At 36.2% G+C, this 11,383-nt stretch carries 25 protein-coding genes and 1 tRNA gene; 24 read left to right on the forward strand and 2 right to left on the reverse strand.

Features of this window, described 5'->3' with window-relative positions; all coding sequences use genetic code 11:
* Positions 1-6 precede the first annotated feature (6 nt).
* Both C1A06_RS15150 and C1A06_RS13820 read right to left on the reverse strand, forming a co-directional pair.
* Positions 7-177 carry a hypothetical protein gene (locus C1A06_RS15150; RefSeq protein WP_159461425.1) on the reverse strand — a complete coding sequence of 57 codons (171 nt, stop codon included), beginning with the start codon at positions 175-177 and terminating at the stop codon, positions 7-9.
* 21 nt (positions 178-198) lie between these two features.
* Positions 199-690 carry a hypothetical protein gene (locus tag C1A06_RS13820; RefSeq protein ID WP_101690729.1) on the reverse strand — a complete coding sequence of 164 codons (492 nt, stop codon included), beginning with the start codon at positions 688-690 and terminating at the stop codon, positions 199-201.
* A gap of 325 nt (positions 691-1,015) precedes the next feature.
* Here C1A06_RS13820 and C1A06_RS13825 point away from each other — a divergent pair, with 325 nt between their 5' ends.
* The 24 genes from C1A06_RS13825 to C1A06_RS13935 all read left to right on the forward strand — a co-directional run bounded on the left by C1A06_RS13825 (position 1,016) and on the right by C1A06_RS13935 (position 11,329).
* Positions 1,016-1,228: a hypothetical protein gene (locus C1A06_RS13825; protein ID WP_101690730.1), complete on the forward strand. Its 213-nt coding sequence runs from the start codon at positions 1,016-1,018 to the stop codon at positions 1,226-1,228.
* 21 nt (positions 1,229-1,249) lie between these two features.
* The gene (locus C1A06_RS13830) at positions 1,250-1,699 is read left to right on the forward strand and encodes a hypothetical protein (protein ID WP_101690731.1); all 450 of its coding nucleotides are present in this window, start codon (positions 1,250-1,252) and stop codon (positions 1,697-1,699) included.
* Between the two features lie 4 nt (positions 1,700-1,703).
* A complete protein-coding gene (locus tag C1A06_RS13835; RefSeq protein ID WP_101690732.1) occupies positions 1,704-2,213 on the forward strand; it encodes a hypothetical protein in 510 nt (169 codons plus the stop codon).
* Positions 2,210-2,521: a hypothetical protein gene (locus C1A06_RS13840; RefSeq protein ID WP_101690733.1), complete on the forward strand. Its 312-nt coding sequence runs from the start codon at positions 2,210-2,212 to the stop codon at positions 2,519-2,521. The genes C1A06_RS13835 and C1A06_RS13840 overlap by 4 nt, the downstream gene beginning before the upstream one ends.
* Before the next feature lie 9 nt (positions 2,522-2,530).
* Positions 2,531-2,866, forward strand: coding sequence for a hypothetical protein (locus C1A06_RS13845; protein WP_145996414.1), 336 nt, complete (start codon positions 2,531-2,533; stop codon positions 2,864-2,866).
* Positions 2,867-2,871: 5 nt separating this feature from the next.
* Positions 2,872-3,237, forward strand: coding sequence for a hypothetical protein (locus C1A06_RS13850; protein ID WP_101690735.1), 366 nt, complete (start codon positions 2,872-2,874; stop codon positions 3,235-3,237).
* A 5-nt stretch (positions 3,238-3,242) separates the two neighbouring features.
* Entirely contained in the window at positions 3,243-3,548 is a 306-nt protein-coding gene (locus C1A06_RS13855) for a hypothetical protein (protein WP_101690736.1), read from the forward strand.
* A 31-nt stretch (positions 3,549-3,579) separates the two neighbouring features.
* Positions 3,580-4,182, forward strand: coding sequence for a nucleoside triphosphate pyrophosphohydrolase family protein (locus C1A06_RS13860; protein WP_101690737.1), 603 nt, complete (start codon positions 3,580-3,582; stop codon positions 4,180-4,182).
* A gap of 11 nt (positions 4,183-4,193) precedes the next feature.
* Positions 4,194-4,469, forward strand: coding sequence for a hypothetical protein (locus C1A06_RS13865; RefSeq protein ID WP_101690738.1), 276 nt, complete (start codon positions 4,194-4,196; stop codon positions 4,467-4,469).
* 11 nt (positions 4,470-4,480) lie between these two features.
* On the forward strand, positions 4,481-4,663 hold the full coding sequence (locus tag C1A06_RS13870; RefSeq protein WP_101690739.1) for a hypothetical protein: 183 nt from the start codon (positions 4,481-4,483) through the stop codon (positions 4,661-4,663).
* Positions 4,656-5,339, forward strand: a complete 684-nt coding sequence (locus tag C1A06_RS13875) for a hypothetical protein (protein WP_101690740.1) — start codon at positions 4,656-4,658, stop codon at positions 5,337-5,339. The genes C1A06_RS13870 and C1A06_RS13875 overlap by 8 nt, the downstream gene beginning before the upstream one ends.
* Before the next feature lies 1 nt (position 5,340).
* On the forward strand, positions 5,341-5,586 hold the full coding sequence (locus C1A06_RS13880; protein WP_101690741.1) for a hypothetical protein: 246 nt from the start codon (positions 5,341-5,343) through the stop codon (positions 5,584-5,586).
* Between the two features lie 10 nt (positions 5,587-5,596).
* A complete protein-coding gene (locus tag C1A06_RS13885; RefSeq protein ID WP_101690742.1) occupies positions 5,597-5,929 on the forward strand; it encodes a hypothetical protein in 333 nt (110 codons plus the stop codon).
* A gap of 329 nt (positions 5,930-6,258) precedes the next feature.
* Positions 6,259-6,882, forward strand: a complete 624-nt coding sequence (locus tag C1A06_RS13890; RefSeq protein ID WP_159461426.1) for a hypothetical protein — start codon at positions 6,259-6,261, stop codon at positions 6,880-6,882.
* Positions 6,879-7,268, forward strand: coding sequence for a hypothetical protein (locus tag C1A06_RS13895; RefSeq protein ID WP_101690744.1), 390 nt, complete (start codon positions 6,879-6,881; stop codon positions 7,266-7,268). Before C1A06_RS13890 ends, C1A06_RS13895 begins: the two co-directional genes overlap by 4 nt.
* Positions 7,268-8,350, forward strand: coding sequence for a major capsid protein (locus tag C1A06_RS13900; RefSeq protein ID WP_101690745.1), 1,083 nt, complete (start codon positions 7,268-7,270; stop codon positions 8,348-8,350). Before C1A06_RS13895 ends, C1A06_RS13900 begins: the two co-directional genes overlap by 1 nt.
* 2 nt (positions 8,351-8,352) lie before the next feature.
* Positions 8,353-8,577 (forward strand): hypothetical protein, encoded by a 225-nt coding sequence (locus C1A06_RS13905; protein ID WP_101690746.1) that lies wholly within the window; start codon positions 8,353-8,355, stop codon positions 8,575-8,577.
* Between the two features lie 26 nt (positions 8,578-8,603).
* A complete protein-coding gene (locus C1A06_RS13910; protein ID WP_145996416.1) occupies positions 8,604-8,939 on the forward strand; it encodes a DUF6706 family protein in 336 nt (111 codons plus the stop codon).
* Complete coding sequence (locus C1A06_RS13915) at positions 8,936-9,274, forward strand: hypothetical protein (RefSeq protein WP_101690748.1); 339 nt, start codon at positions 8,936-8,938, stop codon at positions 9,272-9,274. The genes C1A06_RS13910 and C1A06_RS13915 overlap by 4 nt, the downstream gene beginning before the upstream one ends.
* A complete protein-coding gene (locus C1A06_RS13920) occupies positions 9,265-9,744 on the forward strand; it encodes a hypothetical protein (protein ID WP_101690749.1) in 480 nt (159 codons plus the stop codon). The genes C1A06_RS13915 and C1A06_RS13920 overlap by 10 nt, the downstream gene beginning before the upstream one ends.
* Positions 9,741-10,151, forward strand: a complete 411-nt coding sequence (locus tag C1A06_RS13925; RefSeq protein ID WP_101690750.1) for a hypothetical protein — start codon at positions 9,741-9,743, stop codon at positions 10,149-10,151. Before C1A06_RS13920 ends, C1A06_RS13925 begins: the two co-directional genes overlap by 4 nt.
* A gap of 9 nt (positions 10,152-10,160) precedes the next feature.
* Entirely contained in the window at positions 10,161-10,730 is a 570-nt protein-coding gene (locus tag C1A06_RS13930; RefSeq protein WP_101690751.1) for a hypothetical protein, read from the forward strand.
* A gap of 36 nt (positions 10,731-10,766) precedes the next feature.
* Positions 10,767-10,841 (forward strand) — tRNA-Met (locus C1A06_RS15155).
* 23 nt (positions 10,842-10,864) lie between these two features.
* A complete protein-coding gene (locus C1A06_RS13935; RefSeq protein ID WP_101690752.1) occupies positions 10,865-11,329 on the forward strand; it encodes a hypothetical protein in 465 nt (154 codons plus the stop codon).
* The last annotated feature ends 54 nt before the right edge of the window (positions 11,330-11,383 follow it).

Below are 11,383 nucleotides of genomic sequence, written 5' to 3' on the forward strand. Positions count from 1 at the left end.
ATACTATTAAACTTTACTAATTACCCTATTCAGTTCAGCTATAAACGTTCTATAACAAGCGGCTTTGGCTTCCATTCGAGCGTTGTATTCTTTATCAAAGTCATTTGTAATAGACCTATTGACTTGAATTAGTCGGTTTTCGTAAGCCTCTTTCAGTAATAATAATTCTTGTAGCATACCATTCTATTTAAAAGTTATTTATAGTCTATTATTCAACACCTCATTTAATGGATTGTAAACGCTCGCAAATATGCGTCTTTGTTCTTTATCGGTAATAGCTGAAACATATCTATGACATATCAATCCTTTCTTTGCATCCCATACCATACGAGCCTTTTCGACACCATTAACAAAGAATGTATTAGGATGTTTGCGCCATTGTGTTATCGTTCCATTCTCGATAAGATTGATTAATTCTTTTGGCATTGTTTCTTTTGCTGTTTCAGTACCTCGTATCTTTGCTTCCTCTAATTCAATAGCATCTTTTGTTTTCTCAATGCTTTGTTTCAGATTCCTAAGGCTATCATTTTGCCTTTCCCATCTATTAAGTGTAACGTGTCCGTTCCTTTTATCATTCAAAGGCTGTCCGTTCGCTCTTTTCACATCTGCAATATGAGTGTTCAATTTTCTATCAAATTCAGCTTGTTTCTTTTCAAGCGATTTTTTAAGTATTTCTAGTCTTTTGCTCATATATAGTTATATTATAAACTTTTACTTCCTTATTTCTCTACAACAAAGATACAAACAAAAATGCAAACAATGTGCACTTTAACAAAGGTTAACTATAAAGATTGTGCATTTTGTGCAATCTTGATTACATTTGTAATGTGAAATAGTAATAACAAGCAAATTGATTGATATGAAAACAAAAGAGATTTATAAGAAAGAAGGTAGTATGATTTATATATCGAGCAAAAAAGAATATAAGCCTTCGCCTATATTCATTCCAAAGAAAGCTAATCGAAAGAGAAGCAAGTAATTTTTATATCCGTATAACATCCGATTTGATACAATTATGATAATAAGAACCATAAAAGACTTAAAAGAAGTCATAGAAAATATGCCTGACGATTTTGCAATAGGCATTCGAGTTAGAAGAAAGCTAACAGACGAAGAACTTGAAGGATTGAATTATCCTTACCATTTTGAAACTGAGGATTCAGCACTAGAATATGACGACACGGGATGGAGTGATAAGACCGCTTATTTCGGAGTAGAAAGAATTTAAGAATAGTAAAAGAGTGAAGCTATGAAATTTATGTACAGTGCATTTACAGAGAACACACCCGAAATGAGGGAGTGGTTGGAGAAGTTGGGGTATGAGGAAGGCTATCATTATGACTTATTCAACAAGTATATATACACATATAAGGCTATAAATGATAAATGGTATTTCTGCTCTTGCCGAATAAACGACTTTAGTGTTTATAACATTAACTGTCTCGGAAACTCTCAATTATTCCAAGCTGTAACAGCCATGCGTGACGATAGCGATTATATGCAGTGGTTTGTAGCAGATGAAGATACTTTTACGCGTGATGGTGATGCTTGTATATGGAGAAAAGGTCATTTCCTATTTTCTGTTGACAACGATTATATAGGTAAAAATCAAGAGGAAGAATATCAAATAAAAGCTCACAAAGCCGCCTTACCCGAATTACAAGAACATTTTAAAACCAACCCTAACCCAACTAGATAAAACAATGAAACTAGAATTAAAACATATAGCCCCGTACTTGCCGTATGGGTTGAAAGTACAAGCCACAGGAATGTCTGACACTCATATATGTACTGTAGTCGAAGTTGGAATAGAGTTTGGTCTTTATATAAGAGCTAAACAAAAGGACAATAAACATTGGTGTTGTTCAAATTATTGGGAAATGAAGCCCATCCTTCGCCCCATGTCCGACCTATACAAAGAGATCAACGGAGAAGTGGCGATAGTCGAGTTGGCGAAGATAGCTTGCAAGAGCGTTGGAATAACTTGTGATATAAGCCACATAAATAAATATGATGGGACAGTATTCCTAAACTCCTTGACTGAATTTTCTTATAACAAAGGCGGGAACTTCTTTTTATACGATGGAGAATCCGAAACTCACTACTTGATTAATCAGTTTGAGTTATTCGACTACCTCTTTGCAAACCACTACGATATTTACGGATTAATCGACCAAAATCTAGCAATAAACTTAAACGAGATAGAATTATGAAAAACGACATTAGACGGGTTAAATATAGATTCTCAATAAATGAAACTGGAGAGATAGAATGCCCAGTTCATCTTAAAGAGGAGCAAATAGAACAGAAGGTAAAAGATATGTTGAATAAAAAATATGATGCAAATGTATCTATGGAGATAATATCCATAGAAAAAGACAGACCCAGATGCCCTAAGTGCAAATCCACATTACTAACAAAAGAGTGTAGCTATATGGACTTCGGTTTTGTATCGTCTTCTTGGGTAAAGTGTGATAGCTGTGGTTATACATTTGATTACGAGAAATTTGAATATGACTAATGAGAAAGAATGATGGAAAATATTAGCGAAAAAGATAGGATAAATACAGATGTACTAATTGAAATTCTTGAAGAACACGGAATCAAAATTAGCACTGATAAATACAAATCTGTTTACGAGATATATAAAAGATTTGCCGATCATCTAGACGCAATAGAAGAATATGAAGCAACTCCATTCTTTGGATATAAAGAAGAAAAGGAATGCGAAAAGTGTAAATCGTTAGAAAAGCGAATAGAAGTATTAGAGGATAATATTTATGTCTTTAAAGATAGCGTAAAACGTAGAACTGGAGCTTCTAATGTGTGGATTGATGGTAAAAACGTAATGTATGATTATAGATAAACGCTATGACTAACGACATCAAGAAAGCGATAGAGGAAGAAGCAGAACGCTTTAATAATTGTGTTTCAGGCTTCTTTAATGTGAAAGAGGCTTTTTATGAAGGCTTAAAGAAAGGTATTGAAATAATACAAGAATCTACCCGATGGCGAAAGGTAGAGGAAGAGTTGCCAGAGAATGATATTCTTTGCATTAAACCTAAGACAGCTTGTAATGGAGAGAGTACAAAGTCTGTGATAATACTTGATAACAAAGGATGTTTACATTTAGGTAATCGAATGAGAATCAGAAATGGAGATTGGTTCTGGAGAATCCCATTAGAATCTCTTTCAGAAGATGCTGAAATTATAGAGTGGCAACCCATTAACAAATAGATAAGATGATTACAACATACGAACAAGCGAAAAGACTGAAAGAGTTAGGCAGAATAAGAAAAACTCTAAGCAAAGCAGAAGTACTAGCTAATAAATCTCATGACACAGCACAAGATGTGTTATTCATCCTGGATAGTATATGTGAAACAAATGACTTCTCTGAAAAATGTTCTGTTGATATATGCTCAGGGAATGATTCTATGATTACTCACAATGAATCGGAAAGATCGCTATCGCTTGATGATGATACAATAAAAGAAATAATAAAGCTCTATCAGAGTGGCGAATCATTAGAAGATATATTTAGTTAGACGAATTACTAACCTACCTAGAACAAAAGAGATGAAAGAAAGACCAGACTTAAATAAATTAGCAAAAGAAGTATTTGAAGCCAATAAAGCTAAGGGCTTCCATGATGAAGAAAGAAGCAATGAAACTCTTTTAATGCTTGTGATAACCGAACTATCCGAAGCTGTAGAGGCTGACAGAAAGAATAAACGAGCCAAACTAGAAAGATACAACAGGAAACAAGAGAGCCGTAACCCTTTGAGTGACTTGCCTAGAACTAGAGCATTTCAAGCTGATTTTGAACAGACAATTAAAGACACAGTAGAAGATGAACTAGCCGATGCAGTCATTCGTCTGCTTGACTTGGCGGGATTGAGAGAGATGCCTATTCAGTATGAATTAAATATTGGAGAGGACAAAAAGTTAAGTTATAAAGAAAAGAGATTTGAATTTGCAGAGATAATATTTAATATAACGTCATGTATATTCGAATCTAGATGGAAAATGAATAAGCTCCTTTTGTTTGATATTATTTCAAGTGTGATAAGAGCTATAGATGCCTATTGTGTACTTAATTCTATCGACCTATGGCAACACGTAGAATTGAAATTGAAATATAACGCTACAAGACCACACAAGCATGGTAAGAAATATTAACCCCACCGAGTATGAAAGTAAAGCATATAAAGAAATTAAGATCACTAGTCAGATACTATGATGTTTGGATTACGTCATGTATTGATTTATTCGGAGTTTCAACAAATGGCAAACCAGCCACAACAGTACTAGCTAGAACCCCAAAAGAAGCAGCCAAAAGAGCATACAGAAAAGGAATTAGGCATAAAAGCGCATTCTCAGGTTTAGAATCAAGCCCTCAATTTGGTAGATATGCTGTTAGACCTAGTGATAAAACTTCAGAACGATTTACAACTTATTGGAAATAATTATTTTGAGTATGAAAGAGGAAAAGAAGATACTAAAAGAGATAGAAAGGCTTTATGTTTATTTAGTTATTACGTTGGTTTTCTTCTTCGTTGTGACATCCTTAGGAATATCAAAACAACTAGATAGAATCGAGCAAAAGCAAGACAAGATAATCGAACAAATCGAATCAACAAAACAGAAAAGAAATGAGTGAAGAAAAACTGAACTTTGCTAGAACATTAAACGAAAGCGGTCAACACGGATTTATAACATCCGATGAATGTTTTCATTATGGGTCAATGTCGGGATGCGACGAATATTGTCCTGTTCTATTACGAGGAGAATGTAAAAGTGCCGACGATACTTTATATATGCTATCTAAACATGATGATGTAGACTTTGATCTATGGGAGAAGTTAAAGGATTTATACAACTTTACTGAAAAAGCCATGAATAACAATAAAACACCCGAAGAAAAACCATATTTACAAGACTTGTTCGATCACATGCGGAACGAACACGATCTTATTCTCACTCAATCAGAAATGCAAGAGATAATTTCAGTAGTTAAGCAATCCTTAACAACTGAATCAGATGTCAAAGATAACTCGACACCCGAAGAAAAAGCGAGAGAGTATGCGGATATGGAATGTCCTAATTATGCAGTTGACAATGTCGAATCAGAAGTTCACACAGCAGTTTATAAATCTTTTCTATCAGGCTACCATTCCCGTGACGAAGAAGTTCAAGAGCTGAGAGAAGCGTTGAAGGAGATAGTAGAACAAGTACCTAGATGCAACTTCAATTTATCTACATCAACATCTTACTCAGAAGCTAACAGACTAGATGAATTGATAGCCAAAGCCGAACAACTACTAAACAAACAGTAAGATGAAAAAAGATAAAATATATTTATTTATAAGCATCGCTTTGATTATTGCGGGTATCATATCAATAATATCAGGAGTGTGTAAAGATATGATTATAAAAGAGCTGAAAATAAAGATCAAAGCGCAAAGCGAACTAATAGACAGTCAAAGGTCAATAATTAATCAACTCGATTCAATTAACGACTTTCTGAACACTCATAAGGTAACTAGATACACCATAATTGAGAAAGATACAATAACCAACTAAAACAATAACCATGTGTAGCTTATTAGACCAATTAAAGGATTATTTCAAAAGTACACCAAGATCGCAAATAGAATCGGATTGGAATAAAACGAGTGAATATGACGAGATAGGGCTATCGGTAGATGAATTAGTGAATATCAAAACAATAACCATGATTGAGCAATTTGAATATGTAACATGCTCTGTTTTTATGAGCCGCACATACAGTGGAAGATTTTACTGGGATATAAAAGAGTTACAAAAACTTGGTCAAGATGGTTGGGAAATTATATCCGAACTATCTCACATAAATAGAAGCAAAACATTTTTACTTAAAAAGAAGATAGTACATAAAGATAAATAACCATGCAATATTCACAACACCGAGAGAAGTAGCCACGTTCATGTAAAATGCAGAAGGCGAAGTAAGGATAAAGAAAAACAAGATATATTTTAACGGGGAACTGATAGGAGAGTTCAAGTTTAAGTAACAATTCAAATGATAGTATTTAAGTGAGCGTGTAGCCAATAGGTTACGCGCTTTTTTTTGTTGTTAACAAATCAGAGTAAAGCCGTCCGAATTGATACAATAATTGACCTATATTCGTACTGAACGATTATTAAATTAATTAGTGTATACACATGAAAGAAAAGATTTTAGCAGCGTTAAAAACAAAGTATAAGACTTTGGGTTTGCAAGATTCAGCCTTCAATGGGGTGGCTGATACGCTCGAAAAAACCATTACAGACGAAAGCCAAATCGAAAATGCAGTCGCAGGAGTAGAAGGCTACATGAAACTTATTCAGGGCGAAAGTGATAGAGTGAGAGGCGAAAAAGCCACACTTCAAAAGGAACTAGACGAACTGAAAAAGAAATCGGAACAAACACAGCAGACACAGACAACGCAGACAACGCAAACGCAACCTACTCAGGGGGGCGATGGAATGCCTAATTGGTTTAAGGCTTATGTAGAGCAAAACAAACAAGAAATTGAAACGCTCAAAAGCTCATTCACTCAAAACCAATTAGCAACCAAAAAGAAAGAGCGTGACGAAGTATTCAACAAGATCTTAAACGGAGTTAGCGACACTTTCGCAAAACCGATTAAATCGGCTTACAGTCTTTTAGGCGATAACGTGGATGAAGAAAAGTTCCAAGAGTTTTTACGTGAAACAGAAGCGAGTGTGACTGAACAGAGAGCAAGGGAAAATTCATATATCCCCGCATCAGGTTACACCAAACCACAAGAAGGTTTAAACATGAACCGAGTGGCAAAAAAAGAAGAAGAGTTCAGAAAAAAATTTGAGAAGAAATGACAGAAATGATTCACAGACGGGATTTTATTGTCCCTGACAAATTAGACGGAAAGGCTATTCCAACTTATGTAGCAGGTCTGCAAAGTGGGGTAAATCTTGATATGACGAACTATCCGCTTGATTATATCCGTGCGGGTTCTTTGGTTATCAAGGATGCATCAGGTTTCAAGCCTGCACCAATCGAAAAATCAGGCGAAGAGTATGTTTATTCTGCACTACCTGAAGGTGCTGAATATGTAGGTGTAGTTGTGAATACGAAACCAAAAGAAGAGCCTCTAGTAGGTGTGATGACACAAGGTGTTGTGATAACAGACGCTTGTTTACCAACATACAGCAATGAATTGAAAGCGACATTGAAAACAGCATTAAAAATAGAATTTAGATAATGATACTACAAGGGAAAAAATGGAATGATGTTTTGCAAGTGTCTTATGAAAATGCACTAGCATACTATCGAGCAAAGCAAGATCAGTACGGCATCTTTAAATTCATGCGTAAAGAGGAATATGACACAAATATATTCGAGGTGCTTGAAAGCGTGAATGTGAGTGTGATGGCTGACCGAAGAACAGAGGATTCAGAGCGTACAGAAAAGACGCTTGACGATATGAAGTACCTAATCGGTAAGATTAATATTGTCGGCACTCAAAAGACGCTGAACGAAACACAGACAAGAAAGATTTTAAACGATTGGAGCAAAAACGCACCCGTTGATGTTATTGCTCGTACTCTTGATGTTCGTAACCAAGCGAATATTGATGCTATTTTTCATCGTCTAAACTATGACTTCTATCGTACTCTTTCGCTAGGTGTTGTTTCGATTACTAGCATTGACAATGGAGGTAATAATGTTAATCTCGATGGTGTTACTTGGGATTATCAGATTCCGACAGCTAATAAGTTCGGTGTAAAAACACTAGGAAAGTTGACGCTTGAGGATATCGATAAAGTGATGAAAGCTTCTAAGAGCACTGTTCGTTCAATCTTTATGGATGCAACGACTTTCGATACGCTTGCACAAGACGAAGGACTTGTTAAGGCTTACGCTGCATCTAAAAACTCATTAATGGAGTTAGGAAGTCTATTGCCTGACCAAGTTAACGAGTATATGGATAGACGCTACAAAGCTACTATCTATATTATGGATGAAACCTTTACAAAGGAGCTTCAAAGCGGACACAAGCAAGATGTTGAAGGATGGAAGGCGGGTACTGTAACGTTTACACCTAGTTCAGAGGTTGGTGCTATTGCACATACACAAACTGTTGAAGCGATTGCACGTAACCTAAATCCTAATGATAAGAGCTTCTTGGGTATTCAAGATTTGAGCATTCTACTTCGTAACTATTCAGTTTCAGAAGAAAACAAAACGTTCAAAATCTGGACTATGGCAGAAACTCACGCATTGCCGGTACTTGAAAATTCTAATGGTATTTATCAGATAGATACTACAAAAATAGAAGCGTAATCATGGAAGTAAGAGCAACAGTCTTAATCGACTTTTACGATGCGGAGAGTAGAGGTTTAAAGCTAGAGAAAGGCACGACTATTACCAGACCGAAAGAAAGAATAGACTATCTATCTAAGCGTGGTTTGGTTGAAATAGTAGAAGAAAAGAAAGCCGACAAAGTAGAAGCGCAGACAGTAAAAGAGAAATCAAAGAAAGTTGTAAAATCAAAACAAGGGGAGAAATAAACAGCTCCCCTATAAATCAAAGCACTATGAAAGTTATCGAAGTTTTTAGAATGGAATACTCAGGTTATGGTCTTAGCGAAGATCAGCTTAATTATGAGATCCAAAAAATGGGATTAGATGCAAACAAAGAAGTAGAGGATATTGAAAAGTTTGTTTCTACTCAGTCTTTCGAGATCAACAAAGCTAAATGGATAATCAACAATATTATTACCAAGCAGCCTAGTAGTTGGTCGCAAGGCGATATGAGCGAATCCCTTGACTTCGGTGCTTTGACAACTTATGTAAATGGTATTTATCGCAAATGGGGCTTATCAAGTCCTTTAGTCGAAGCAAATCAAGTACCCCAAATAAGAAGACTATGAGAAGATTGAACAGATACCCACACAAGTTATACGGGATTATTACAAGCAGTACAACAGTACAAGACGAGTTCGGTCAAGATGTGATTATAGAAGGCAGCGAGGAAGCTGTATTTATCTGTGATTGCTACGAAGAAGTATTAGGTGCTGCAAAAGAAATAAGACTTGATAATGGCGAAATAAAAGTGTGTTCGTCTGTAATCTTTACACCGTTTAGAACGGATATACAAGCAGGGGAAAGAATAGAGATAAGAGACACAGATGGAACGCTGAGACTAAGGGGCGAGATAAAGCGAAATAGTGGTGTAGATTTCAAGCATTCGAGGCTATGGGTATAAAGATGACGGGCAATGGTAGAAAGGTCATTAAAGACGCTGCAAAACAAGCAGAGCGAGATGTAGAAAGAGTGATACTTCGCACGCTTAATGCAGTAGGTATGCACTGTATCGGTTTCGCCCGTGATAATGGATATTATACTGACAGAACGGGGAATCTACGAAGCTCAGTAGGCTATATAATCGCAAAGGATGGTAAAGAGTTTTCGAAATATGGCTTTGACCCGAACGAGAATAATGCTAAACCACCCAAAAAGGATGGCGAAAAAGGTGCAAACGATGGTTACAAGTTCGCTGTAAGCTTACTTAATCAATACTCCAAAGGTTATGTATTAATATTCGTTGCGGGTATGTTCTACGCTGAATATGTAGAGAAAGCAGGATATGACGTGCTAATCGGTACACAAATAGAGGCCGAAGATGTAGCTAAAAAGATGTTTGACGATTTAACAAGCAAATTCAAAAGCAAATGAAAGCGACAACAAGTTTAGATGTGATTTCAGCGATTCAGGGAGAGATAGTCGCTAAACTGACTGATAATACGGCGGTTTACCCTCATTCGCATCCGTCTAAAAACCTGCCTATTAAATTTTATCTAGTAAAATCTTTGAGACAACGAGGTGATGGCGGTCTTAAAGAAGGTGGATTTATTGAAGTGTGCGCTTATGCTGCGAATCTGAATAAAGTAGACGATCAGACACAGCCAAACATATTGCTACTTAACTCGATGTCAAACAAACTTCATTCTATCCTAGATGATGCGATAATAGGCAATATAGCGATCCTAAACATTCAAGAAACAATAGTCAATGAACCCGATTTGCGATACCATTATGTGAGTTTAGTGTGTGAAATATTAAGTGTAAAACAAAGTAAATAAATAAAGAATATGGCAGATACAGCAGTAGATGTAGTATATGGTATTGACTATATATTATTCGGAGCGAAACCCGCAAATGGCGCATTCCCCGCAATAGGAGCATCGGGGGCGGGTGTTCATCGTGTTACGCATATCAAAATGACTTCTTATGCGTACAGTAAAGAAGATGATCAAACCACAGATATTAATTGTGAGGATTTGAACGAAGTGTTTATGACGCTTGACGGCGAGAAAGGTAAAACGACTATCGCATTCGAATCGTACAACTTCAGCGAAGATACAAAAGCGTTTTTCTTGGGCTATGAGAAAGTGGAAGGCGAAGATGCTTGGATAAAGATACCAGGCTATCAGATTCCAGAGCTTTATATGGAAGTGGGGACACGTAAGGTACAAGATTATCCCGCTAAAGTATATCAATATCTACCCGTTAAGGTAAAAGCAACAGATGCAACAACTCTTACAAAAGAGGATTTGGCTGCAATCAGTTTCGAAGTTACTCTTTTGGCTAATGTTGATAGTCAAGGTAACGAACTAGGTAACGTTAAGATCACTAAGGTAACAGAACCAGTAGCAGGTTAAAATGAAAGCGGTTGAAATATACCGCTTTTACAATATTGCGGAGTGGGGAAGTGGACTATCCCGTCAGGCTCATTACCTGAAGATCGTACGTTCGAATCGTACCTACCGCAACAAATAACATAAAAGAATTTATTATGACAAGTGAAGAACTAGTATATAATTCATTAGAGGAAAGAGCATACAGTATTAAGCTAGGTGGTAAGGATGTGCGAATGTTTCCTGCGTCATTGTCAGATGCACAGTATATAAGTGTGTTGATTTCGAGGTTATCCAAAGAACTTAACAAGGATGCAAAAGTGGTAACTGTAGAGGATATGTTAAGCCTTTCTAATTCCAAAGACTTGGCAAGTCTAGTTAGTGTTACAGCTAAAAGTAAAGCTTGGTTCTATCCATTCAGAATTATATCGACATGGATAAGAAGGAAATACGCATTTCATTTAGCATACAATAGAGCTACAAAACTAGAGATTAGACTAGCAATAATACACATAATAAACGAAATGCAGCTTTTTTTTTATCGGGATTGTATCATTTCCCTACAAGGTCAGAACATTCTGAAACAGACGAAAGAGACAGATCAGACAGCCCTTGGAGTTTAGAAACTGCAATATTAAAAACATTCACACAGTTTTCGCGTAATGATATAAGGCATA

The organism is Dysgonomonas massiliensis (assembly GCF_900240225.1).
In the GTDB taxonomy this organism is placed as follows: domain Bacteria; phylum Bacteroidota; class Bacteroidia; order Bacteroidales; family Dysgonomonadaceae; genus Dysgonomonas; species Dysgonomonas massiliensis.